The sequence below is a fragment of the Dactylosporangium thailandense genome (assembly GCF_059739745.1).
Window position 1 is genome coordinate 11,349,267 of sequence record NZ_AP029195.1, and the last position, 24,392, is coordinate 11,373,658.

Annotated in this window: 20 protein-coding genes and 1 riboswitch; of the genes, 15 read left to right on the top strand and 5 right to left on the bottom strand. The window is 72.6% G+C overall.

What is annotated here, in order from left to right; translation table 11 throughout:
- Positions 1–21 precede the first annotated feature (21 nt).
- The 3 genes from AC6JBM_RS50970 to AC6JBM_RS50980 all read left to right on the top strand — a co-directional run bounded on the left by AC6JBM_RS50970 (position 22) and on the right by AC6JBM_RS50980 (position 3,898).
- On the top strand, positions 22–1,173 hold the full coding sequence (locus AC6JBM_RS50970; protein ID WP_497980729.1) for an FAD-dependent monooxygenase: 1,152 nt from the start codon (positions 22–24) through the stop codon (positions 1,171–1,173).
- Between the two features lie 80 nt (positions 1,174–1,253).
- The gene (locus AC6JBM_RS50975) at positions 1,254–2,798 is read left to right on the top strand and encodes a sensor domain-containing protein (RefSeq protein WP_497980730.1); all 1,545 of its coding nucleotides are present in this window, start codon (positions 1,254–1,256) and stop codon (positions 2,796–2,798) included.
- A gap of 73 nt (positions 2,799–2,871) precedes the next feature.
- Positions 2,872–3,011, top strand: a riboswitch (cyclic di-AMP (ydaO/yuaA leader).
- 236 nt (positions 3,012–3,247) lie between these two features.
- Positions 3,248–3,898 (top strand): hypothetical protein, encoded by a 651-nt coding sequence (locus AC6JBM_RS50980; protein WP_497980731.1) that lies wholly within the window; start codon positions 3,248–3,250, stop codon positions 3,896–3,898.
- A 5-nt stretch (positions 3,899–3,903) separates the two neighbouring features.
- Here the strand turns inward: AC6JBM_RS50980 and AC6JBM_RS50985 are convergent, their stop codons facing one another.
- The 3 genes from AC6JBM_RS50985 to AC6JBM_RS50995 form a co-directional block, all read right to left on the bottom strand.
- Positions 3,904–4,818 carry a hypothetical protein gene (locus tag AC6JBM_RS50985; protein ID WP_497980732.1) on the bottom strand — a complete coding sequence of 305 codons (915 nt, stop codon included), beginning with the start codon at positions 4,816–4,818 and terminating at the stop codon, positions 3,904–3,906.
- Positions 4,815–5,333 (bottom strand): SigE family RNA polymerase sigma factor, encoded by a 519-nt coding sequence (locus AC6JBM_RS50990; protein WP_497980733.1) that lies wholly within the window; start codon positions 5,331–5,333, stop codon positions 4,815–4,817. The genes AC6JBM_RS50985 and AC6JBM_RS50990 overlap by 4 nt, the downstream gene beginning before the upstream one ends.
- Before the next feature lie 250 nt (positions 5,334–5,583).
- Positions 5,584–6,684 (bottom strand): polyprenyl synthetase family protein, encoded by a 1,101-nt coding sequence (locus AC6JBM_RS50995; RefSeq protein ID WP_497980734.1) that lies wholly within the window; start codon positions 6,682–6,684, stop codon positions 5,584–5,586.
- Positions 6,685–7,300: 616 nt separating this feature from the next.
- Here AC6JBM_RS50995 and dnaG point away from each other — a divergent pair.
- Positions 7,301–9,193 (top strand): DNA primase, encoded by a 1,893-nt coding sequence (gene dnaG / locus AC6JBM_RS51000; RefSeq protein ID WP_497980735.1) that lies wholly within the window; start codon positions 7,301–7,303, stop codon positions 9,191–9,193.
- On the opposite strand, the gene AC6JBM_RS51005 is transcribed toward dnaG, so the two are convergent.
- Positions 9,126–9,596: a hypothetical protein gene (locus AC6JBM_RS51005; protein WP_497980736.1), complete on the bottom strand. Its 471-nt coding sequence runs from the start codon at positions 9,594–9,596 to the stop codon at positions 9,126–9,128. The two genes, dnaG and AC6JBM_RS51005, sit on opposite strands and share 68 nt — an antisense overlap.
- 108 nt (positions 9,597–9,704) lie before the next feature.
- On the opposite strand from AC6JBM_RS51005, the gene AC6JBM_RS51010 reads away from it, so the two are divergent.
- Entirely contained in the window at positions 9,705–10,247 is a 543-nt protein-coding gene (locus AC6JBM_RS51010; protein WP_497980737.1) for a hypothetical protein, read from the top strand.
- 46 nt (positions 10,248–10,293) lie between these two features.
- Here AC6JBM_RS51010 and mptB read toward each other — a convergent pair whose 3' ends face one another.
- The gene (mptB, locus tag AC6JBM_RS51015) at positions 10,294–11,607 is read right to left on the bottom strand and encodes a polyprenol phosphomannose-dependent alpha 1,6 mannosyltransferase MptB (protein WP_497980738.1); all 1,314 of its coding nucleotides are present in this window, start codon (positions 11,605–11,607) and stop codon (positions 10,294–10,296) included.
- Between the two features lie 54 nt (positions 11,608–11,661).
- Between mptB and AC6JBM_RS51020 the strand changes: the two genes are divergently transcribed.
- The 10 genes from AC6JBM_RS51020 (at position 11,662) to AC6JBM_RS51065 (ending at position 23,557) form a co-directional block, all read left to right on the top strand.
- Positions 11,662–12,600 carry an ABC transporter ATP-binding protein gene (locus AC6JBM_RS51020; protein WP_497980739.1) on the top strand — a complete coding sequence of 313 codons (939 nt, stop codon included), beginning with the start codon at positions 11,662–11,664 and terminating at the stop codon, positions 12,598–12,600.
- Positions 12,600–13,361, top strand: coding sequence for an ABC transporter permease (locus tag AC6JBM_RS51025; protein ID WP_497986720.1), 762 nt, complete (start codon positions 12,600–12,602; stop codon positions 13,359–13,361). The genes AC6JBM_RS51020 and AC6JBM_RS51025 overlap by 1 nt, the downstream gene beginning before the upstream one ends.
- Before the next feature lie 4 nt (positions 13,362–13,365).
- Positions 13,366–14,139: an ABC transporter permease gene (locus AC6JBM_RS51030; protein WP_497980740.1), complete on the top strand. Its 774-nt coding sequence runs from the start codon at positions 13,366–13,368 to the stop codon at positions 14,137–14,139.
- Positions 14,140–14,515: 376 nt separating this feature from the next.
- Positions 14,516–15,706, top strand: a complete 1,191-nt coding sequence (locus tag AC6JBM_RS51035; RefSeq protein ID WP_497980741.1) for an ROK family transcriptional regulator — start codon at positions 14,516–14,518, stop codon at positions 15,704–15,706.
- Entirely contained in the window at positions 15,703–17,289 is a 1,587-nt protein-coding gene (locus tag AC6JBM_RS51040) for a sugar ABC transporter ATP-binding protein (RefSeq protein WP_497980742.1), read from the top strand. The genes AC6JBM_RS51035 and AC6JBM_RS51040 overlap by 4 nt, the downstream gene beginning before the upstream one ends.
- A complete protein-coding gene (locus tag AC6JBM_RS51045) occupies positions 17,286–18,332 on the top strand; it encodes an ABC transporter permease (RefSeq protein WP_497980743.1) in 1,047 nt (348 codons plus the stop codon). Before AC6JBM_RS51040 ends, AC6JBM_RS51045 begins: the two co-directional genes overlap by 4 nt.
- An 88-nt stretch (positions 18,333–18,420) precedes the next feature.
- Entirely contained in the window at positions 18,421–19,464 is a 1,044-nt protein-coding gene (locus AC6JBM_RS51050; RefSeq protein WP_497980744.1) for a substrate-binding domain-containing protein, read from the top strand.
- 55 nt (positions 19,465–19,519) lie between these two features.
- Positions 19,520–20,656 (top strand): Gfo/Idh/MocA family protein, encoded by a 1,137-nt coding sequence (locus AC6JBM_RS51055; RefSeq protein ID WP_497986721.1) that lies wholly within the window; start codon positions 19,520–19,522, stop codon positions 20,654–20,656.
- Positions 20,653–21,831, top strand: coding sequence for a xylose isomerase (gene xylA / locus AC6JBM_RS51060; protein ID WP_497980745.1), 1,179 nt, complete (start codon positions 20,653–20,655; stop codon positions 21,829–21,831). The genes AC6JBM_RS51055 and xylA overlap by 4 nt, the downstream gene beginning before the upstream one ends.
- A 202-nt stretch (positions 21,832–22,033) precedes the next feature.
- Positions 22,034–23,557 carry a ThuA domain-containing protein gene (locus AC6JBM_RS51065; protein WP_497980746.1) on the top strand — a complete coding sequence of 508 codons (1,524 nt, stop codon included), beginning with the start codon at positions 22,034–22,036 and terminating at the stop codon, positions 23,555–23,557.
- Positions 23,558–24,392: the final 835 nt, after the last annotated feature.

Sequence of the window (24,392 nt, forward strand, 5' to 3'; positions counted from 1 at the left end):
CGGTGTTCGTACGGTGTACGCATGACACGGGTTCTGATCTCCGGCGCGAGCATCGCCGGCAATGCCGCCGCCGCGCTGCTGGCCCGGAAGGGGTGCGCGGTGACGGTGGTCGAGCGGGCGCCGGCGATCCGCGCGGGCGGGTACGCGATCGACATCCGCGGCGTCGCGCTCGAGGTCGCCGAGCGCATGGGAGTGGCGGCGAAGGCCCGTGCGCACGGTACCGACACCGAAGGCACGAGCTTCGTCGACGCCGCCGGCAAACGCATCGCCACGCTGCCGCTCGGTTTCGGGGTGCTCGACCCCGCCGACATCGAGATCATGAAGGGCGACCTCACCCGGCTGCTGCACGCCGAGGTCCCCGCGGGCGTCGAGTGGATCTTCGGCGACACGATCGAGGAGATCGCCGGGGATCGGGTCACGTTCCGTCACACCCCGCCCCGGCGGTTCGACTACGTCATCGGGGCGGACGGCATCCACTCGCGCGTCCGGGAGCTCGTGTTCGGGCCGTCGCGGCAGTACCTGCACCACCTCGGCAGCAGCAGTGCGGTCTTCACGGCCCCGAACGAGCTGGGCATCGAGCGCTGGCAGCTGGTGCACTCGATGCCGGGCCGGGTCGTCAGCGTCAAGACCGACAAGGGCTCGGAGACGGTGAAGGTGACGCTGCTGTACGGCGGCCCGATGCCATCCCGCGACCGCGAGGAGCGCCTGCGCGCCATCGAGAACGCGTTTCAGGGCTCGGGCTGGGTGGTGCCGCGGCTGCTCGAGCTGATGCGGGCCGCTCCCGACCTGTACGTGGCCCCGAACGCCCAGGTCAGGATGCCCGCCTGGACGGCCGGTCGGGTCGCGCTGGTGGGCGACGCCGGCTACGCGCCCTCCGCGCTGACGGGCCAGGGCACCGGCATGGCGCTCGTGGGGGCGTACGTGCTCGCGGCGAATCTGCACGATCTGCCCGCATATGACCGTCAGATGCGCGGCTTCGTCGACGTCAACCACAAGGCGGCGCTCGCCCCGGCCCGCGGCTTCGCGCCGAAGTCCGAGCTGGCCGTGAAGCTGCGGCACCTGAGCATCCGCATGCTGCCGTACCTGCCGGGCAACGGCCTGATGATCGCCGCGATGACCCGCGAGGCCCGGCGCGCCGCGGGGGCACTGCGACTGCCCGCGGCAATCTCGTGACGCCGAAGGGGTTTACTTCAGATCCGGTTTGATGCGTCGATGTAAGGGTGCAGGGTCGGCCGGACGCGGGTAGGCGAGCGATGCGTGATCGAGACGCGGCGATGGACGCGATCCGCTCGGTGTACCGCATCACGGGCCGCATCAACACCGGCACCACGCTGGCCGAGACCCTGCAGCTCATCGTGGACGCCGTCGTCGACGGGACCGGGTTCGCCGTCGCCGTGGTCAACTACCTGCACCCGGAGGGCGAGTACGAGGCGATCGCGCTGGCCGGCTCGGAGGAGGCGCGCGCGACGCTGCTCGGGACGCGGTACCCGGCGGCGGAGCTCGACGAGTACCTCGGGCGCACGGAGGCGTGGGGGCAGCTGCGGTACCTCCCGCACGAGCGGCACAGCGATCACATCCACTCCTGGGTGCCCGACGCCGTGCCCGGCTGCGAGGACGTGCCCGAGGCGGAGCGCTGGCACCCGCTCGACGCCCTGTTCGCCCCGCTGCGGGCGCCCGACGGCGAGCTGGTCGGCATCCTCGGCGTCGACCTGCCCACCGACGGCCGCCGGCCCGGGCCGCTGCAGCGTGAGCTGCTGGAGATGCTCGCCGCGCAGGCCGGCATCGCGATCAACAACGCCAATCTGGTCGAGGCCCTGCAGCGGGAGCGCCGTCACCTCGCCGCCAGTGAGGAGGCCTTCCGGCTGGCCTTCACGGGTGCTGGTACGGGCATGTGCATGCTCGGCCTCGCCGGCGCCACCCAGGCCCGGATGACCCGCGTCAACCCCGCCCTGTGCGAGCTGCTCGGCCGCACCGAGGCGGAGCTGCTCGAGCTGCGCATCGCCGACCTCATGCACCCGGACGACCTCGACCTGGCCCGGCTCGCCTTCGCCGCCGCGACCACGGGCAAGGGCACCCAGGTGCGCGACTACGAGATCCGCTGCGTGCGCGGCGACGGCACGGTGATCTGGGTCGCCGCGACGCTGTCCATCGTGGCCGGGCCGCCCGCCTTCGGCATCCTGCAGGTCCAGGACATCACCGAGCGCAAGGCGGCCGAGGCCGACCTGGTGCGCCGGGCGTCCCGGGACCCGCTCACGGGCCTGGCCAACCGCGACGCGCTGGCCGCACCGCTCGCCGCCGCGGTCCGCCGGGCCCGGTCCGGACACGGTGTCGGGGCGCTGCTCTTCTGCGACCTCGACGACTTCAAGACGGTCAACGACACGCTCGGTCACGACGCCGGGGACGCGGTGCTCGTCGCCGTGGCCCAGCGGCTGTGCGCGCTCGTCCGGCCCGGCGACACCGTGGCCCGCCTCGGCGGCGACGAGTTCGTGGTGCTCGCCACCGACCTGCCCGGCACCGACGCGGCCGGCCTGGCCGCGCTCGTCGACCGGGTCGAGCGGGCCGTCTCGGCGCCGGTGGTGCACGACGGGCACGTGTTGCGGGTGCGGGTCAGCGTCGGGGCGGCCGTGATCGATGACACGGTGCTCGATGCCGGGGCCGCCCTGCGCCTGGCGGATCGGGCGATGTACCAGGTCAAGGGCGCTCGGCACGGGCGCGGGATGACCGATCGTGTGACAGCGCACGGTGAGCGTTCCGGTGCGCCGGGTGGGATCCCGTTGCTGTGGCTGGCCGAGTCCTGAAGTCCCCGTTACTGTCGGGTGGTCTGCCACGGGCGACGCGCTCCGAAATGCGGGGCCACCGGGCGGGCGCCGTCGAGTCGCGACGCTCACTTCGGCGTCGTGAGCCGGGGACCCATCGCAGTCCTTGGGGTGTATCCGTGACCGAGTCACGGTAGGGCGAATCCTCCCGTCCGAACCCGTCAGCTAACCCGGTAGGCGGCACCGGAAGGAGACCTTCTCGTGTTCGTCGACGCCCTGTGTCGTCTTTCCCTCGGACGGGTGATCGCCAGGACCTGACCTGGCCCGTGTCCACCCGCTGACCGTTCGTCTCGCCGCCGCGCGATCCCTTTCGCACCACGGGATCGTGCCGATGGCGCGCGCCCGCATCCGTCTGAGGAATGATCTTGCTGAAACCTTTACCGCGCCAATTCCAGGCGCGTCATCGCCGATCACTGCTGACCGTCAAGCCCGTGGCCGTGTCCGCGGTCGTCCTGTCCGCCACCCTGCTCGCGTCCGGCTCGGCCGGCCACTCCGCCTCCGCCGGCGCGCCACGCCCGCCGGTCGCCGCGCCCGCCGCGCCCGCGCCGCTGTACACCGAGGACGCCTCGCTCGTGCTGTCCCAGCTCGACGGGCAGGCCGCACTCTCCGACGCGCCCGCGCCGGTCCCCCCGCCCCCGCCCGCCCTGCCGCGGCCGGTCGCCGGGCTGAACCAGACCCAGATGAACAACGCGGCCGCGATCGTCCGGCAGGGCCGCGCCCAGGGCGTGCCCGAGAAGGGGCTCGTCGTGGCGGTCGCCACCGCGATGCAGGAGAGCGACCTCTACAACGTCGCCAGCCCGGCCGTCCCGTCCTCGATGAAGCTGCCGCACGACGCCGTCTCGACCGACCACGACTCGGTCGGGCTGTTCCAGCAGCGCGCGAGCCAGGGTTGGGGCAGCGTGCCCGAGCTCATGGACCCGGCGCACTCGGCCGCGCTGTTCTACTCGGCGCTCGCCCGGGTGTCGGGCTGGCAGAGCATGAGCGTCACGGCCGCGGCCCAGGCGGTGCAGCGCTCCGCGTACCCGGGGGCGTACCAGAAGCACGCCGGCCGGGCCGCGGAGGTCGTCGCCGCGATCGCCTGAGTCGCTCAGCGAACGGGATCGATGGTCCACTCGTCCTCGTGGTCGGCCAGGTGTACCGTGCCGACGGTTCCGCCCGGCGTCAACGTGACCTCGATGCCGGGCCGGGGCCGGCCCTCGGGCGGCGGCACGTACGCGTAGCGGTTGAGGACCAGCACCGTGGCCCACCGCTGCCGGGTGCGGTCGAAGACCCGGTCCATGCCGATCAGCGCCACGCCGGCCGGCGTGTCCGTGACGTATCCCGGCACGGGCACCGGCCGGCGCGCGTTCGTGGCGAGCTGTTCGGCGACGTGGCGCCACACGGCCCGGTCCTGCGCCGCCGAGCCGGGCGTGATCCCCTCCACGCTGGCGTACGCGTCCGGCGCCCACTGCCACAGCAGCCCGCTGCGCTCGGGGTGGGCCTGTTCGCTGTACCACTGCGCCGGACGCCCGCCGAGGGAGTCCGCGGGGTCGAGGAGCATCGCCGGCTCGTCCGCCTTCGTGGCCGGGTCGAGGAAGCGCGGCACGAACCCGGGCGCGTAGAGCGAGATCGTGAAGTCGGTGGTCGCGGGCTGGTCGGCGTACCGCTCGGACTGCCGCGCCGCCCACAGCGACGGGCTCGGGCCGGCCGCGACCCCGTCCGGCAACCAGCCCGGCCGCAGCCGCAGGACCAGCACCGGATCGAACCCGCCGACCCCGGCCCGGGTCGCGCCCGATGCGTCCGCCGCCCCGGGCACCGGCCCGCCCTCGGGCCGCCCCGGCAGCGTGACCGCCACCCCGGCGACCAGGGCGAGCACCGCAGCGGCCACCGCCCCGCCCGCGGCCGCGGCCCGCCGCCGGCGCCGCCGCCCCTCGGTCACCACCCGCCCCAGGTCGACGCGCGAGGCCGGGGCCTCGTCGCCGTCGCGCATGAGGACCCGCAGGCCCTCCTCCCAGTCGTTCACCGTGCCCTCCCCGCGTGCTCGGTGGTGTCCTCAAGCAGCCGCCGCATCGTGGCGAGCGCCGCCGAGGTCTGACTCTTGACCGTGCCGGGCGCGCAGCGCATGGCCAGTGCCGTCTGCTCGACGGACATGTCATAGAAGAACCGCAGCACCAGTACCGCCCGCTGCCGGTCGGGCAGCCGCGCCATCGCCTGCCGCAGCTCGAGCCCGGCGGGGATGCCCTGCAGCGCGACGTCCTCGGCGGGCCGCTCCGGCACCCGGTCCACGAGCGACACGCGCGCGGACCAGCCGCGCCGCCGCTCGTCGATGAACCGGTGCACCAGGACCGTGCGCACGTACGCGTCGACGTTCTCGGCCCGCCGGACCCGCCGCCAGCGCACGTAGACGTCGGTCAGCGCGCGCTGCACGATGTCGTCGCCGCGCGTCCAGTCGCCGCAGAGCAGGTACGCCGCCCGCCGCAGCCCGGGCAGCCGCGCCCGCACGAACTCGTGAAACTCTTGCTCGACGGCATTCGCCATGGTCGCTGCCTCCCCGCTTCACCCCCTTAGGCGTACGCGGGCCTCACCCCGGTTCGCCGGAGCCGAAGATTGCGCGTGCCAGGTGTTTCGTTACGGCGGGCCGACGAGTCTCAGCAGGCAGCGGCGGTTGCGCTCAGCGTGGAGCGGCGGTTGCGCTCAGCGCGGAGTAGCGGCCTGCGCTCAGCGTGGAGTGACGGTTGCGCTCAGCGTGGAGTGGCGGGTTGCGCTCAGCGTGGAGTGGCGGTTGCGCTCAGCGCGGAGTGGCGGTCGCGCGGCGGGCCAGCGCGACGAGCTCGGCCACGGCCGTGGGGGAGGGCGAGGCGAGGTCGAGCGCCAGCAACGCCTGGGAGAGCAGCTCCCCGGCCTGACGCCGGCACCAGTCGCGGGCGCCCGACTGCTCGATCGTCTTCGCGGCGCGCTCCACGTCCGCGTCGCTGAGCCGGGCCCGGCCCTCGAAGAGCGCGGCCAGCTCGTCGGCCCCGGCCGCGATCGCCGCGGCCACCGGCAGCGACCGCCGCCGCCGGCGCAGGTCGGGCCCGATGCCGCCGCGCTCGCCCCAGATGCCCAGGAGGTCCTCGGTGAACTGCACCGCGAGGCCCAGCCGCACGCCGAACAGCCGCAGCCGCTCCACCTGCGCCGGGTCCCCGCCGCCGGCCACCGCGCCGAGGGCACAGGCGGCGCCGAACAGCGCACCGGTGCGCTGCTCGACCATGGCCAGGCAGTCGCGCAGGAGATCGGTCCGCTCCTCGCCGCCGCCCACCGGGGGCGGCTGCGTGCGGGCCAGGGGCGGGGTGTCGCGCAGGGCCAGGGAGGCGTGCTGCCCGTGCAGGAGCTCCTGCACCGCGTCGCCCAGGATGCGCAGCATGGCCCGGTCGGGTCCGGGGCGGCCGGGGCGCTGGCGGGGGCGGGCGGGGCTGCTGTGGGTCGGGTCACCGGTGGCGATCACGTCGAAGGCCAGGGCCAGCAGGGCCTCGCCGCCAAGGGAGGCGGGCTCGGCGCCGACCACGCTCCAGGCGGTGCCGTCGGGGTGCTCGTCGACCAGGTCGCGGCGGATCGCCGACCAGTGGTGCATGAGCTCGACGGCGACCGCCGAGGGCACCGCGTCGTGGGGGTCGCCGCCGACCGCGTCCGCGCACACCAGGGTCAGGGCGCTGCGTATCGAGGCGGCGGGGGCGTCCTCGCCGCCCCAGGTGCGGTGATGCCAGCCCAGCTGCAGCTCGGCGACCTCCCGGGACGGCTCGGGCAGGCGCCCGATCGCCGTCCGCAGGGGCGGGTCGACCAGCCGGCCGGCCCAGCGCAGGACGTCGTCCGTGGTCCGCAGCACGATGACCACCGCGGTCGCACCACCCATCGCCAGAGAGGGAGCACGCAGCAGGTGCTCGGGATCGGGCCGTGCCGATGCGAGCCGCCCGGCGCCCGTGAACCTGGTCAAGTATGCCGGGGCGGTCGGGTGCGCATGCCGGATTCCGCAATGGAGGGGCTGTGTGGCGAAGACCGCATTCGCCCGTACGGTGCGTGTCGCGCCGAAATCCGCGTGTCGCCCGCCGGAGCGTGCGCCGGCCCCGCGGAGCCGCCGTCCGCGTTCCGCCCGTCGCAGCGCGCGCCGGCCCGCGACCCGCGATGCGCGCGTCGGCCGCCGGAGGGTGCGCCGGCCTCGCGGAGCCGCGATCCGCGTGTCGGCCGCCGGAGCGTGCGCCGGCCTCGGGGAGCCGTGATCCGCGTGTCGCCTGTCGCAGCGCGCGCCGGCCCCGCGCGAGTCCGCGATCCGCGCGTCGGCCGCTCGAGCGTGCGCCGCCTCGCGGGCACGTCGCTGACCGGCGGGTGCGTCGGCTCCACTGTGGAGGGTGGCGAGTCGGAGGCCATAGGGCCTTATTGCCCCGGCCGGTGTCCGGGTGAGGGCGCGGGTGAGGCGCCCGGCGAGGCGGTGGCGGCGCGCGAGTCGTAAATTGTCGTAGCCGCGAGGCAGGATGTATGACAGCGCGCAAGCCGGACTGGTGGGGAGGTGGCGGTTGGCCGGCAAGATCAAGGACGAGGACATCGCCCTGGTCCGGGAGCGCACGTCGATCGAGGACGTGATCTCCGAGCACGTCACGCTGCGGTCGGCGGGTGGCGGCAACCTCAAGGGGCTGTGCCCGTTCCACGACGAGAAGACCGCCTCGTTCAACGTCTCACCGACCCGCAACGTGTATTTCTGTCACGGCTGCGGCGCCGGCGGTGACGCGATCAAGTTCCTGATGGACCACGATCATCTCTCGTTCGTGGAGTCCGTCGAGCGGCTGGCGTCCAAGGCCGGGCTGCAGCTGCACTACGTCGAGGCCGGCAGCGCTCCGGTGCGGCCCAGTGGCCAGAAGCACCGGCTGATCGCCGCGCACACCGAGGCCGCGCGCTTCTACGCCGCGCAGCTCGGCACGCCCGGGGCCCGCAAGGCGCGCGAGTTCCTGGCGCAGCGCGGGTTCAGCAAGGAGGCGGCCGAGCGCTACGGGTGCGGGTTCGCCCCGGAGGGCTGGGACAACCTGGCCAAGCACCTGCGGGTGCAGGGGTTCTCGGCGCAGGAGCTGACCACCGCCGGACTGTGCCGCGAGGGGCGCTCCGGCGGGCTCATCGACCGGTTCCGGCGGCGGCTCGTGTGGCCGATCAAGGACATCTCGGGCGAGGTGATCGGCTTCGGCGCGCGGAAGCTGTTCGACGACGATGACGGGCCGAAATACCTCAACACGCCCGAGACGCCGCTGTACAAGAAGTCGCACGTGCTCTACGGCATCGACCAGGCCAAGCGCGAGATCGCCAAGCAGAGCCGGGTCGTGATCGTCGAGGGGTACACCGACGTGATGGCCTGCCACCTGGCCGGCGTCCCGGTGGCCGTGGCGACCTGCGGCACCGCGTTCGGCGGCGACCACATCTCCGTGCTGCGGCGGCTGCTCATGGACGCCGACGGCTACGGCGGCGAGATCATCTTCACGTTCGACGGCGACGCGGCCGGGCAGAAGGCGGCACTGCGCGCGTTCGAGGACGATCAGCGCTTCGTCGCCCAGACGTTCATCGCGGTCGGCCCGGACAACATGGACCCGTGCGAGCTGCGGCTGGCCAAGGGCGACGCGGCCGTGCGGGACCTGGTCGCCGACCGGCAGCCGCTGCTCGACTTCGCGCTGCGCTCGGTCATCCAGCGCTTCGACCTCGACACCGCCGAGGGCCGCGTCGGCGCCCTGCGGGCCACCGCGCCGCTGGTCGCGAAGATCAAGGACCGGACCCTGCGGCCCGAATACGCGCGCAAGCTCGCCGGGGACCTCGGCATGGAGCTCGAGACGGTGCAGCGCTCGGTCGCCTCGGCGGCCAAGGGCGTCGTCGACCCGATGCCCCCCACGCAGCAGCGCCGCGTCCTCGCCCCGGACAGCGCCGAGGCGCTGGTCGAGCGGGAGGCGCTGAAGCTCGCGCTGCAGCAGCCGGCGCTCGCCGGGCCGATGTTCGACGCGATCGGCCCGGAGATGTATACGCACCCGACCTACAGCGTCCTGCGCACCGCGGTGCTGGAGGCGGGCGGCGCCTCGAGCGCGACCGGCGGAGCGGTCTGGATCGAGCAGGTCCGCGAGGCCTGCCTGGACCTGGCCGCGGGCGCGATGGTGGCCGAGCTGGCGGTGGAGCCGCTGCGCCTGGACGGCGACCCGGACCCGCGCTACGTCGAGGTGACGATCAACCGCCTGCAGCTCATGGCGCTGAACCGCACGATCGGCGAGCTGAAGTCGAAGCTGCAGCGGATCAACCCGGTGAGCAGCGCCGACGAGCACCTGCGGCTGTTCAGCGAGCTGGTGTCGCTGGAGCAGCACGCCCGCGCCCTGCGCGATCGGGGTGCGAGTCGTTGGTGAGCCGCGGCTCGCGCGTTCCGTGGCCGGCGATCGTGCGGGTGCGCGGATCGGGCGCGCCGCGGGTGGCGGTGTCGTGCCCGTGCGCCGCGCGGTCGACGTGCGGGCCGGTGGCGAGGCGCGGGCCGTCGCGCGGATGGGGCGTGCTGCGGGCCGCGGTGTCGTGTCCGTGTGCCGCGAGGTCGCCGCGCGGGCCGTTCGCGGGGCGGGTGGCGGTGTCGTGTCCGTGCGCCGCGAGGTCGACGCGCGGGCTGGTGACGAGGCCAGGGTCGTCGCGCGGATGGGGCGTGCTGCGAGTGGCGGTGTCGTATTCGAGCGCCGCACCGTCGGGGCGCGGGCCGGTGGTGAGGTGCGGGCCGTTGGGCTCGGTGTCCGCTCGTCGGGCCGGTTCCTTCGTTCTTGCCACGGCGGGCCCGGCAGAGAGGCCCGCCAGGGCCGAACGGTGTCTGACGGGAGCAACGGTCCGGACCCCCGCGGACCTGAGTCATGAACTTCGGAAATGGGAGTATTAGCCGTGTTTGGCGTTTTCAAGCGGCGGAAGCTGCCGGCCGGGCGCCGGCCGAGGCTCGGGGCGGACGAGCGCGTCGTCGCGTGGGCGGGGGCCACCGGCGATGACGTCGTCGTGGTGACCAATCACGGGGTGTGGCTGCCGGGGGCCGAGGAGCGGCTCGGGTGGCACGAGATTCACAAGGCGACGTGGTCGGGGCGGCAACTCTCCGTGACCGCGGCGCGGGAGGTGCCGGTGGGTGACGACGCGTACGCGGTGATGGAGGACCGGCCGCCGCTCGTCGTCACGCTGCTCGATCCCGATCGGGTGCCGGATCAGGTGCGGGTGCGGGTCAACAAGTCGATCGCGCACACGTCGCATCATCCGCTCGAGGAGATCACCGGGGCGAAGGGCGGGGTGCGCGTCGTGGGGCGGCGGGTGCCGGGCGTCAACGGGCTGCGGTGGACGGTGCGCTACGACGAGGGTGTCGACGCGGGCGCGCCCGGGGTGGCCGAGCACACGGCGGCGCTGGTGGCCTGGGCGAAGTCGGGTGTCGGCGTGGTCGCGTGAGCGGTGGTGGGCCGGGCGCGCGGTGAGGGTGTCGACGCGGCCGAGCTTATGGCGCCTGGGCGAAGTGGTCGCGTGAGCGGCGGCGGGCCAGGCGCACGGCTACCGTGACGACCAGGGCGACGTCGAGGAACGCGCCCGGGACCTTGGTCTTCGTGGCCAGGCCGAGGCTGTCGGGCAGGGTCAGGAACGGCAGGGCGACTACGGCCACCTGCACGCCGGTGCGCAGGCGGCCGGTGAGCTGCGTCGCGGCCAGCACGGCGATGCCCGCGAGCGCATACCAGGCGTAGAACACCGGTCCGAGCACCGCCGTGACGAGCAGTGCGAGGCCGGCCAGGGTCAGGACGGCGTTGTGGTCGGCCGATCGGCGCACGGCCCGCAGCCACAGCCAGAGCAGCAGGGCGGCGAGGACCACCAGGCCGATCGCGCGGGCGATCGCGACGGAGGTGCCGAACGCGCCCGGCAGGCCCGCGACCCGCAGGACGTATCCGACCGCCATCCCGACGCCACTCGGGATCGACAGCCATTGCACCAGCCCCGCCGTGGCTCCCAGCGCGCGCAGGAAGCCCAGGCCGTGGCCGGTCAGTGCGGCAAGAACAGCGTAGGTCGCCACCGTCGCCGCCACAAATGTCGTTCGCTTCCGAAGGGACAGCAGTAGCAGGACGGCGAACGGCGCCGCCACCAGCCCGGTCACCTTGACCGCGGCGGCCAGCCCGAAGGCGATGCCGCCGAGCGTGGCCCGGCCGCGGGCGGCCAGCGCGAAGCCGGCGAGCGCGAACCCGGCCACCAGGATGTCGTTGTGCGCGCCGGATATCACGTGTACCAGCACCAGCGGGCTGGCCGCGAGCGCCGCGTTGCCGTCCGTGAACCGGTGCGCGGCCGCCACGCACATGACCAGCCCGAGAACCGCGACCAGGCGGAAGAGTCCGACGGCGACGAGCAGGTGCCCGTGCGCGGCCCAGGCCACGGCGCCCGAGACGGCGAACCACAGCGGGCCGTAGGGCGTCGGGGTGTCGCGCCACAGCGGCGGGACGTCCGACAGCCACGTGCAGGGCAGCGCTGACGGGCCGTGCTCGTAGAGGTTGATGCCGGCGTTGAAGAGCTGGCCCTGGCAGGCGTACGCGTACACGTCCAGGGCGCCCATGGGCGGGGCGACGAGCAGCGGCAGGCTCCACAGCGCGGCCGTCACGAGCAGGCTCCCCGGCTCGCCGCGCAGGTTCCACCAGGCGTAGGCGAGGATGCCCAGCGCCACGAACCAGACGCACACGCCCGTCACCCAGGCGGCGTCGTGGGTCCCGGGCCGGCCCGCCAGGTATCCGCTGAGCGCCAGCAGGGTTGAGGCCGCGAGCCCGAGCCATCGCACGAGGGGCATCGTAATCGCCGCGAAAATGTCGTGCCCCGCCGCTATGGTCGGGTCGTGGTCGACGACGGGGCATTGATCGCGGCGAGCGGGCTGGTCAAACGGTTCGGGAATTTTACGGCTGTCGATGGGATCGATGTCCGGGTGGCGCCCGGCGAGGCGTTCGGGTTCCTGGGGCCCAACGGGGCCGGCAAGTCCTCCACGATGCGCATGATCGGCTGCGTGTCGCGGCCCACCAGCGGGCGGCTGCGCATCCTGGGCCTGGACGCGGCGCGCGACGGGCCGGCGATCCGGGCGCGGCTCGGGGTGTGCCCGCAGCAGGACACGCTCGATCCCGAGCTCACCGTGCTGGAGAACCTGGTGGTCTACGCGCGCTACTTCCGCATTCCGCGGCGCGTCGCGCGCGAGCGGGCCCGGGAGCTGCTCGACTTCGTGCAGCTCGGGGACCGGGCCGGGGACAAGGTCGAGCCGCTGTCCGGTGGCATGAAGCGGCGGCTGACGATCGCCCGGGCGCTGGTCAACGAGCCCGACCTGGTGCTGCTCGACGAGCCGACGACCGGGCTCGACCCGCAGGCCCGGCACCTGGTGTGGGAGCGGCTGTTCCGGCTCAAGCAGCGGGGCGTGACGCTGGTGCTCACCACGCACTACATGGACGAGGCCGAGCAGCTGTGCGACCGGCTCGTGGTGATGGACGGCGGGCGGATCGTGGCCGAGGGCTCGCCGCGGGAGCTCATCGCGCGGCACTCGACCCGCGAGGTCGTCGAGGTCCGCTTCGGCCTCGAAAGCCCGGCCGACCCGGCGCAGGGCGACAAGCTCGGCGGGATCGGCGAGCGGATCGAGGTGCTGCCGGACCGCACGCTCGTCTATGCCGACGACGGCGACGAGGCGCTGGCCGAGATCGCCGCGCGGGGGCTGGCCCCGTCGAGCACGCTGGTGCGCCGCGGCTCGCTCGAGGACGTGTTCCTGCACCTCACCGGCCGGACGCTGGTCGAGTGATGGGGACGTTCGCGGTCCTCGAATACCACCTGGTGTGCTATCGGCGCATCTGGCGCGGCTCGGTGCTGAGCTCCTTCGCGCTGCCGGCGATGTTCCTCGTCGCCATGGGGGTGACGGTCGGCGGATACGTGGACGCGCGGCCGTCCGGGCTCGGCGCGCCCTACCTCGACTGGATCGGGCCGGGGCTGCTCGCCTCGACGGCGCTGCAGGTCGCGGTGAACGACGCGACCTGGCCCGTGTTCTCGATGTTCAACTGGATTCGCACCTACCACGCGATGCGCGCCTCGCCGGTGACGTCCGCCGACATCCTGCGGGGGCACCTGCTCTACGTGTGCCTGCGCGTCGGGGTCGCGGCGCTCGCCTTCCTGCTGGTGCTGCTGCCGTTCGGCGCCCTGCACTCGTGGTGGGCGCCGGCGACGCTCGGGCCCGCGATCCTGACCGGGCTCGCGTTCGCGGCGCCGTCGTTCGCGTTCGCCTCGGTGGTGGCCAGCGACAACTACTTCGCGGTGCTGTTCCGGCTCGTGGTCGTGCCGATGACGCTCTTCGCCGGGGTGTTCTTCCCGGTCGGCGCGCTGCCGGCGCCGGCCCGCGTCCTGGCCTACGCGTCGCCGCTGTGGCACGGCGTCGAGCTGTGCCGCGCGGCGACGCTGGGCACGGCGACGGCCTGGGGCGTGTGGGCGCACCTCGGGGTCCTGGCCGCCTACGCCGGGCTCGGCTACGCGCTCGCGGTGCGCGGGTTCACCCGGCGGCTGGAGGACTGAGGCGATGCTGCTCGGGGGCGCGCTCTCGGTGATGCTGCGCAACGTGTCGGCGGCGCGGCACGTGACCTACTGGCTCGTGCTCGTGTCGGGGATCGCCGAGCCGATGCTCTACCTGTTCTCGATCGGGGTGGGCGTCGGGCAGCTCATCGGCGAGGTGCCGGTCGGGGACGGGCGGCTGGTGTCCTATGCCGAGTTCGTGGCCCCGGCGACGCTGGCGGCCTCGGCGATGACGGGCGCGATGGCCGAGACGGTGATGAACTTCTACGGGAAGCTGAAGTTCATGAAGCTGTACGACGCGACGCTGGCCACGCCGGTGACGCCGCTGCAGCTGGCCTCGGGCGAGCTGCTGTGGGCCATGACGCGGGGCGCGTTCTACTCGGCCGCGTTCCTCGTGGTGATGGTGGCCCTCGGCCTGACCTCGCCGCTGCGGGCGATCGCGGCCTTCCCCGCGGCGCTGCTCGTCGGGTTCGCCTTCGGTGGGCTGGGGATGGCGCTGTCGACGTTCCTGCGCTCGTGGCAGGACTTCGACTACGTGAACGTGGGGCAGTTCGCGCTGTTCCTGTTCAGCGGGGTGTTCGCGCCGCCGTCGGACTACCCGCTCGTCGCGCGCGTGCTGGTGGAGGCCACGCCGCTGTATCACGGGGTCGAGCTCGTGCGTGGGCTGTGCCTGGGGCTGTGGTCGTGGGGGATGGCCGGGCACGCGGCATACCTGGCGGCACTGGCCATGGCCGGCCTGTGGCTGGCGGGCCGCCGCCTCGGCCGGCTTCTGCTGACCTGACGGGTCCGGCGGCCCGGGCCGGGCGCCGGTGTGTGTGGGAGCGTGCACACACCGTGGCCGACCCCTGCGTGTGGGAAAGTGTCTTATCCCATTTGTGGGCAATTTCGAAAGCGGCGGCGGGGCTCCGGCAGGCATCGCGAGCTGCGAAAACGTTCTTATTTTCGAAGTCGCGCGAACTTCCGCTGGAATCAGCAAAAGTTTGGTAACGGGCGCCAGAAGGTCTAGACGGGGGTCCCGGAGGCGCCTAGAGTCTCGTCGCAACACGGGTGTAACGCGGGCCACACGGGTCGGCAATCAACCGTGGTCTGCCGGTGTGGTGGTGTAGCCGCATGTCGTGGTGCACCAGGGCTCTGCGACCTGACGAGGAGGTGCCTCAATGAACACGGTCAGCGCCATCGACAATCCGGTTCAGTCGCGCCTGCTCCGGCTGCTGCGAGACACCGGGGCGCTTTCGCGGGCCGAGCTGGCGGATCGGCTCGAGGTGCCGCGGCCGCGGCTGCTGGCCGACCTCGACGCGCTCGTCGCCACGGGGCTCATCCGCGAGGCCGGACCGGCCGCGAGCCGGGGCGGCCGGCGCTCGACGCTCGTCGAGCTGAACCCCAGCCTGCGCTTCGCCGCGGTCGACCTCGGGGCGAGCTCGATCGACGTCGAGATCACCGACGGGCGGCTGGAGCCGATCACCGCGTACGGGGAGCCCGCGGACATCCGCTCGGGCCCCAAGGTCATCCTGCAGCGCGTCAACGAGATCCTGCACAAGTTCCGCGCGGAAGGGGCGTACGAGCGCCTCCACGCCATCGGGATCGGGGTGCCCGGGCCGGTCAGCTTCCGCGACGGGGTGCCCGTCTCGCCGCCGATCATGCCCGGGTGGGACCGGTTCCCGGTGCGCGAGGTGCTCGGACGCGAGCACAACTGCCCGGTCGTCGTCGACAACGACGTCAACATCATGAGCATCGGCGAGCGCTACGGCGGCGTCGCGCACTCGGTCGACAACCTGCTGTTCCTCAAGGTCGGCACGGGCATCGGGTGCGGCATCTACCTCAACGGCGAGGTGTACCGGGGCACCGACGGCTGCGCCGGCGACATCGGCCACATCCAGGTCGACAGCCACGGGCCGGTGTGCTCGTGCGGCAACGTCGGCTGCCTGGAGGCGCTCTTCGGCGGCGGCGCTCTCGCGCGGGACGCCATGGCGGCGGCGCGCAGCGGTGCGTCGCCGGCGCTCGCGGACCGCCTCGAAGCCAACGGCTCGGTGACCGCCAAGGACGTCGCCGACGGGGCGGCCGAGGGCGACGTCAGCTGCATCCGGCTGATCCGCGACGGCGGACGGCGCGTCGGCGGGGTGCTCGCCGGCCTGGTCAGCTTCATCAACCCGTCGATGATCGTGATCGGCGGCGGCCTGGCCGGGCTCGGGCACATCCTGCTCGCCGAGATCCGCAGCGTCGTCTACCGGCGCTCACTGCCTCTCGCGACCGGCAACCTGCCGGTCGTCCTGTCCGAGCTCGGCCCCCGTGCCGGCGTCGTAGGCGCCGCGGTGCTGGCCAGCGAACTCGCGTATGGACGGCCATCATGACAGATCCACCGGCACACCAACCGGCACATCAACACGACGAAGTCCTTCGCCTCACCGACGTGGTGAAGACCTTCCCCGGCGTGCGCGCGCTCGACGGGGTTCAGCTGGAGGTACGGGCGGGCGAGGTGCACTGCCTGCTCGGGCAGAACGGCGCCGGCAAGTCCACCCTCATCAAGGTACTCGCCGGCGTGCACGCCCCGGACTCCGGCGAGATCCGCTGGCAGGGCGCGCCCGTGTCGTTCGGCAACCCGCAGGCCGCCATGAAGGCCGGCATCGCCACCATCTACCAGGAGCTCGACCTCGTCGACGGGCTCAGCGTGGCCGAGAACATGTACCTCGGCCACGAGCCCAGCGCCGGCGGCTTCGTGGCGCGCCGGTCGATGCGCCGCGGCGCGGCCGCGATCCTGGAGCGCCTCGGGCACCCGGAGATCCCGGCCGCCCGCGAGGTCGGCAAGCTGCCCGCCGCCGCGAAGCAGATCGTGAGCATGGGCCGGGCGCTGTCGCGCGAGGCGCGGCTGCTCATCATGGACGAGCCGAGCGCCGTGCTCGCCCACGACGAGGTCGAGAACCTCTTCCGCATCGTGCGCGGGCTCACCGCCCAGGGCATCGCGGTCATCTACATCTCCCACCGCCTCGACGAGATCCGCGAGATCGGCGACCGGGTCACGGTGCTCAAGGACGGGCGCACGACCGCCGCGAACCTCGACGCCAAGACCACGCCGAACCGCGAGCTGGTGAGCCGGATGACCGGGCGCACCATCGAGTACGTCTTCCCGGAGCGCCCCGCCGCGCGCACGTTCACCGAGGCGCCGATCCTGCGGGTGGAGAACCTCACGCTGCCGGGACGGTTCGCCGACGTGTCCCTCGACGTGCACGGCGGCGAGATCGTGGGCATCACGGGGCTCGTCGGCTCGGGCCGCTCCGAGGTGCTCGAGTCCATCTACGGGGCTCGCCGGCCGACCACCGGTACCGTGGAAATGCTTGGAAAGAAGGTGCGCCGGGGCGACGTCGGCGCGGCCGTGCGGGCCGGCATCGGCATGGCGCCGGAGGAGCGCAAGAGCCAGGCGCTGCTGCTGGGCGAGCCGATCTACCGCAACGTGACCCTGGCCGGGTTCGCCCGCTTCGCCAAGGGCGGCTTCACCGACTCCGGCCGCGAGCGCACCGTCGCCGAGGACATCACCCGCAGCCTGGACCTGCGCCCGGCGGACGTGCGCCGCCCGGTGCGCACGCTGTCCGGCGGCAACCAGCAGAAGGTCGTCGTCGGGCGCTGGCTGCTCGGCGGCACCCGGCTGCTGCTGCTCGACGAGCCGACCCGCGGCGTCGACGTGGGCGCCCGCGCCGAGCTCTACCAGGTCATCCGCCGCCTCGCCGACGAGGGCGTGGGCGTGCTGCTCGTCTCCAGCGAGGTGCCCGAGGTCCTCGGCCTCGCCGACCGCGTGCTCGTCATGCGCGAGGGCCGGCTCGTGCACGAGGCGCCCGCCGGCGAGCTCGACGAAGACACCGTGCTCGACCTGGTCATGGCCGGATCGCTGCTCGACGGCGCCGACCTGTCGAGCAACACCCCCGAAGGGACCGCAGCATGAGCACCACGATCGAACCGGTGGACGTTCACGACCGACCGCGCGTGACCGCCCAGGGCTTCTGGCAGCGCGAGGGTTCGGATCACGCCAAGCGCAACCTGGCCCTGATCGGCGTGCTGCTCCTGCTGCTGGTCATCGGCATGTTCACCCGGCCGGACATCTTCCTGAGCGGGTCCGGCCTGTGGCAGAACGAGGTCGTGGTGCTCAGCCAGGCCTCCTCCATCGGCGTGATCACGGTCGGCATGACCTTCGTGATCATCGCCGGCGGGATCGACCTGTCCGTCGGGGCGATCCTGGCGCTGGCCAGCGTGTGGTGCACGACGGTGGCCACCCAGAGCTACGGGCCGGCCGTCATGGTCTTCGCGGCGCTGGCCGTGGGCACCCTGGCCGGCCTGGTCAACGGGGTCCTGATCGCCTACGGCCGGCTGGTGGCGTTCATCGCGACGCTGGCCATGATGGTCTCCGCCCGCGGCCTGGCCCAGAACATCTCCCAGTCGCACACCCAGATCACCAACGACCCGTTCATCCGGTCGCTCGCCAGCGACAAGATCCTCGGCGTGCCGTACATCGTCGTCATCTTCCTGGTCGTGACCGCGCTCGGCTGGGTCCTGCTCAACCGGACCACGTTCGGCCGGCGGACCGTCGCCATCGGCGGCAACCCCGAGGCCTCCCGCCTCGCCGGGATCAACGTGCGGCTGCAGACGATGCTGCTGTACGTCCTGTCGGGCCTCTGCTGCGGCATCGCGGCCATCATGGTGGTCTCCCAGACCTGGTCGGGCAGCAACACCAACGGCGAGGGCTACGAGCTCAGCGCGATCGCCGCCGCGATCATCGGCGGCACCCTGCTCACCGGCGGCCGCGGCACCATCGTCGGCTCGCTGCTCGGCGTGCTGATCTTCAGCCAGATCACGAACCTGTTCATCGTCAACGGTCTGCCGCTGGACATCCAGCGCGTCATCAACGGCGGCATCATCGTCGTCGCCGTGCTCGTCCAGCAGTTCCGGGTCGGGTCCTTCCCGTTCCTGAAGCGCACAGCCGCGAAGTAACCAACGCCTCGTTTCACCACGCGACCGTCCACGCCGGGACGGTGGCGCTGATCACCACACCCACAAACACCCCCAATTGGAGGTCGCGATGAGCGACATGTCCCGGCGCCGGCTCCTGCTCGGCGGGGCCGCCCTCGGCGCTGGTGCGCTGCTGGCCGGCTGCACCTCGAACGACACGAAGGACAGCGAGCCGCAGACCAACACCAAGGCGGGCAACGCCGCCAGCGAGGCCCCGGGCAAGCCCGTCACCATCGGCTTCTCCGCCCCGGCGGCCGACCACGGCTGGATCGGCGCCATCACCGCCAATGCCAAGGCCCAGGCGGCCAAGTTCTCCGACGTCACGCTGAAGGCGGTCGACGCCGGCAAGGACGCCCCGGCGCAGATCGCCGCGCTGGAGACCCTGATCGCCAGCAAGCCCGACGCGATCGTCCTGCTGCCGCAGGACGGCGCCCAGCTCACCACGGTCGGCAAGAAGGCCATGGACGCGGGCATCATCGTCATCAACCTCGACCGCGAGTTCTCGGACGCGGCCGCGTCGTTCTGCCTCATCAAGGGCGACAACTACGGCATGGGCGTGGCCGCCGGGCACTACGTCGGCGAGAAGCTCAAGGGCAAGACCGACGCGGTCATCGGCGAGATCCCCGGCATCGACGACCTGCAGCTGACCAAGGACCGCTCCAAGGGCTTCGCCGACACGCTCAAGGGCTACGGGCTCAGCGTCAAGCACCGGGTCGCGGCCGGCTTCACGGTGCAGACCGGCCAGGCCGCCGCGGCGAACCTGCTGCAGGCCGCGCCGAAGCTCGACGCGGTGTGGAACCACGACGACGACCAGGGCGTCGGCGTGCTCGCCGCGATCCAGCAGGCCGGGCGCAAGGAGTTCTTCCTGGTCGGCGGCGCGGGCTCCCGCGACGCGATGGACCACATCAAGTCCGGCGACACCGTGCTCACCGCGACGGTCACGTACCCGCCGTCGATGGCCTCGTCGGCGATCATCCTGGCCCGGCTCGCGGCCCAGGGCAAGGGCATGGGCGACCTGGTCGAGCTGCAGGTTCCGAAGATGATCGTGCTGCAGTCCGAGACGATCACCAAGGACAACGTCGACAAGTACCTGCCGCTCGGCTTCAAGTCCTGAACCACCGTTCTTGAGAGAGGAACCGCCAGTGTCCAGTCAGGAGCTGCGCGTCGGCATGGTCGGCTACGCGTTCATGGGGGCCGCCCACTCGCAGGCTTGGCGCACGGTGAACCGTGTCTTCGACCTGCCGGCCAGGGCGAGCATGGTCGCCGTGTGCGGGCGCGACGCGGCCTCGGTGGCCGAGGCCGCGCAAAGGCTCGGCTGGGCCGAGGCGGTGACCGACTGGCGTGAGCTGATCGCCCGGGACGACATCGACGTCATCGACGTGTGTACCCCGGGCGACAGCCACGCCGAGATCGCGATCGCCGCGCTCGAGGCGGGCAAGCACGTGCTGTGCGAGAAGCCGCTGGCCAACACGGTCGAGGAGGCCCGGGCGATGGTGGCCGCGGCGGCCAAGGCCCGGGCCGTGGGCGTGCGCTCCGCGTGCGGGTTCAACTACCGCCGCGTGCCCGCCGTCAGCCTCATGCGCAACCTGATCGCCGCCGGCCGGCTCGGCGCGATCCGCCACGTCCGCGCCGCGTACCTGCAGGACTGGATCGTGGACCCGAACTTCCCGCTGGTGTGGCGCCTGCAGCGGGAGAAGGCCGGCTCGGGCGCGCTCGGCGACATCGGCGCGCACATCATCGACCTCACCCAGTTCGTCACCGGGCAGCGCATCACGGGGGTGAGCGGGCTGACCGAGACGTTCATCAAGGAGCGGCCGCTGCCGGAGGCCGCGAGCGGGCTCTCGGCGTCGGCGGGCACGGCCACGGGCGAGGTGACGGTCGACGACGCCGCCCTGTTCATCGCCCGGCTCGACGGGGGAGCGGTGGCGACGTACGAGGCGTCCCGCTTCGCGACCGGGCGCAAGAACGCGCTGCGGGTGGAGGTCAACGGGGAGTACGGCTCCCTCGCCTTCGATCTCGAGCGCCTCAACGAGCTCGAGTTCTTCGACGCCACCCGGCCCGCGGCCGAGCAGGGCTGGTCGCGCATCCTGGTGACCGACGGCGAGCACCCGTACCTCGGCGCCTGGTGGCCGCCGGGTCACATCCTCGGCTACGAGCACTCCTTCACCCACGAGATGCGCGACTTCATCGAGGCGATCGCGACCGGCGCCGACCCGACGCCGTCGTTCGAGGACGCGCTGCAGGTGCAGCTGGTGCTCGACGCGGTGGCCCGGTCCGACTCCTCGTGGGTGAGTGTGGCGTCATGAGCGATCCGTACGCTCCCACGCCCGCCGACCGGTTCTCGTTCGGGCTGTGGACCGTGGGCTGGCAGGCCCAGGACGTCTTCGGCTCGGCGTCGCGCCCGGCTCTCGACCCGGTCGAGACGGTGCACCGGCTGGCGGGGCTGGGGGCGTACGGCGTCAGCTTCCACGACGACGATCTGATCCCGTTCGGCAGCGACGAGGCCGCGCGGGACAAGATCGTGGCGCGCTTCCGCGAGGCCCTCGACGACACCGGGCTGGTCGTGTCCATGGCGACCACGAACCTGTTCGGCCACCCGATCTTCAAGGACGGCGCGTTCACCGCCAACGACCGCGCCGTGCGGCGCTACGCGCTGCGGAAGGTCCTGCGCAACATCGATCTCGCGGCCGAGCTGGGCGCGCCCACCTACGTGCTCTGGGGCGGCCGCGAGGGCGCCGAGTCGGGGGCGGGCAAGCAGATGCGGGCCGCCCTGGACCGCTACCGCGAGGCCATCAACGCCATCTGCGCCTACATCCGCGAGCGCGGATACGACATGCGCCTGGCCATCGAGCCCAAGCCGAACGAGCCGCGCGGCGACATCCTGCTGCCGACGATCGGCCACGCGCTCGCGCTGATCTCGACGCTCGACGAGCCGTCGCGGGTCGGGCTCAACCCCGAGGTCGGCCACGAGGAGATGGCCGGGCTGAACTTCGCGCACGGCATCGCCCAGGCGCTCTGGCACGGCAAGCTGTTCCACATCGACCTCAACGGCCAGCACGGGCCCCGCTTCGACCAGGACCTGCGCTTCGGGGCCGGCAACCTGCGGGGCGCGTTCTGGACCGTCGACGTGCTCGAGAACTCCTCCGGCTACCCGACCGCCTACGCCGGCCCGCGCCACTTCGACTACAAGCCCCCGCGCACCGAGGACGCCGACGGCGTCTGGGTCACCGCGGCGGCGTGCATGCGCAACTACCTGATCCTGCGCGAGAAGGTCCGCGCGTTCCGCGACGACCCCGAGGTGTCGGCCGCGCTGGCCACCGCCCGGGTCGACGAGCTGTCGGTGCCGACGCTGCTGCCGGGGGAGTCCCTGGCGCAGCTGCGCGCCGAGGAGATCGACATCGACGCCGTCGCCGCGCGCGGCATGGCGTTCGAACGCCTCGACCAGCTGGCCATGGAGCATCTGCTGGGCATTCGAGGCTGAGTCTGCTTCGCCGGGCCCGGTAGCGAGGGCCCGCCCGCGGTTGCGCCCCGCGGGTGGGGGTACCAGGTCCGGTGGGGAGTAAGACCGGAGCGCCGGCGCGGTGCCAGCCAGGCACCGCGCCGGGCCCGGAAAACTGCACAACACGACATGACAGCGCGGCGGCGCGCGCAGACCCGGAACGACGCGATCGTGAGGAACTGTCATGACCATCCGCTCGTGGCTCGCCGCCGCTACGGCAAGCCTGATCGCCGTGTCGAGCGTGCTGATCGCCGCCCCCGCCAGGGCGGCCGACGCGCCGTACAAGGTGCTGGTCTTCTCCAAGACGGCCGGCTTCCGCCACTCGTCCATCCCGAACGGCATCGCCGCCGTGCAGGCCCTGGGCGCCGCCAACAACTTCACCGTCACCGCCACCGAGGACGCCGCGGTGTTCACCGCGAGCAACCTCGCGCAGTACCAGACCGTCGTATTCATGTCGACGACCGGCGATGTGCTCACGGACGCGCAGCAGACGGCGTTCGAGGCGTACATCCGCGGCGGCGGCGGATACGTCGGCGTGCACGCGGCCGCCGACACCGAGTACTCCTGGCCCTTCTACGGCACCCTGGTCGGGGCCTGGTTCTCGTCGCACCCGGCGATCCAGCCGGCCACGGTCACCGTCGAGGACCGCGGGCACCCGGCGACCGCGCACCTCGGTGCGACCTGGGTGCGCACGGACGAGTGGTACAACTACCAGACGAACCCGCGCGCGAGCGCGCAGGTGCTCGCCTCGCTCAACGAGTCGTCGTACTCGGGCGGCACCATGAACGGCGACCACCCGATCACCTGGTGCAAGACGATCGACAGTGGACGGTCGTTCTACACCGGGTTCGGGCACACCGAGGAGAGCTACGCCGACCCCGCGTTCACGTCGTTGCTGCTCGGGGCGATCCGGTACACCGCGAAGCGCGTGGACGGGGACTGCTCGGTCTCGGGGGCCACGCAGGGGGAGTCGTACTCCAGCACGAGCGGCGTGCAGATCGCGGCGCACGCGCCCGCGGTCGGGGGCCGGACGGCCGGGTACATCGACAACGGCGACTGGGCCGCGTATCCGGCGAGCCTCTCGGCTGCCAAGGGTGTGACCGTGCGTGTCGCCTCGGCGGGCGCCGGGGGCACGATCGAGTTCCACGCCGGCTCGCCGACGGGCGCGCTGCTCGGATCCGTGGCCGTGCCCAATACCGGCGGCTGGGAGTCGTACCGCGATGTGTTCACGACGTTGTCCAGTTCGACGTCCACATCTGTCGTGCTGGTGTTCAAGGGCTCCGGCGGGTCGCTGTTCGACGTCGACCAGTTCACGATCGCGCGCTCCGCGGCCACCCGGCAGGGTGAGGCGTGGACGTCCACGAGCGGCATGCAGGTCGCGGCGCACGCCGGGGCCGCGGGCGGTCAGACGGCCGGGTTTATTGACAACAATGACTGGGCGTCGTACGGGTCCGTTGCCCTCTCAGCCGTCGCCGGTGCTCGGGTGCGCTGGTCGTCGGCGGGGCCGGGCGGCACGATCGAGTTTCGTGCCGGCTCGCCCACCGGGCCGCTGCTGGGGACGCTGAGCGCGGCGAACACGGGCGGCTGGGACACGTTCCGGGAGGCCGCCGTGCCGCTCGCGGGCTCGGCTTCGCAGGTGTTGTACCTCGTGTGTCACGGCGGCAGCGGCTCGCTGCTCGACATCGACGAGTTCACGCTCATCGGCTGACGGTCGAGTTTCATGCTCGTCGGCTGACGGTCGAGTTCACGTTTGTCGGTTGACAGCCGAGTTTCATGCTCGTCGGCTGACGGCCGAGTTCATGCTCCTCGGCTGACGGCCGAGTTGACGGGGGAGGGGCCGGACGCCGACCGGCCCCTCCTTCGGGACCCGCCCGCCCGGGCAGTGTTCTTGCGCGGTTCGGCCCGCCGGTTCGGTGACGCCGACTCCGGACCGGTTCGCCGGCGCGCGCCGTCCGGGCGGGCGGGCAACCTCGTGCGCGGGGTGCGCCGTCCGCTCGCCCCGCGCTCCGCGCGCTCCGCGCGCTGCGTTCTGCTCGCCCCGCACGTTGTGTTCTGTTCGCGCTGTTCGTTTGTGCTCTGTTCGCTGCGCGCGTTGTGGTCGTGTGTTGGTGCTCGTCCCTGTGGTCGTTGGGCGGCGTGTCGTGTGCGTGGCGGTGGGCGAGTGTGAGCGCTGTCCGGAGGGGCGGTCGTCGGGCCGGGTGCGGACGTTCGCGGTCGTGGGGCGCCGTTCTGGCTCCGGGTTGAGTGCGGTCGTGGGGTGCCGTTCGGGCTCGGGGTTGAGTGCGGTCGTGGGTTGCCGTTCGGGCTCGGGGTTGAGCGCGGTCGCGGGGCGCCGTTCGGGCTCGGGTCGAGTTTTGCCACGACCGTGACCACGGCGGAGGGTGAGGCCACGGGAGTTACGGTCCGCACCACGGCGGACATCGCGGTAGCTCTGAAAAGCTTCTGCTCTTTTGCTTTGCTACCAGGTCTTTTAGGATTGCCGTGTGGGGGCGCAACCCACCGCACGATTCCGTTTGCCGCTTTCAGCAGGTCACCCTCGCGCC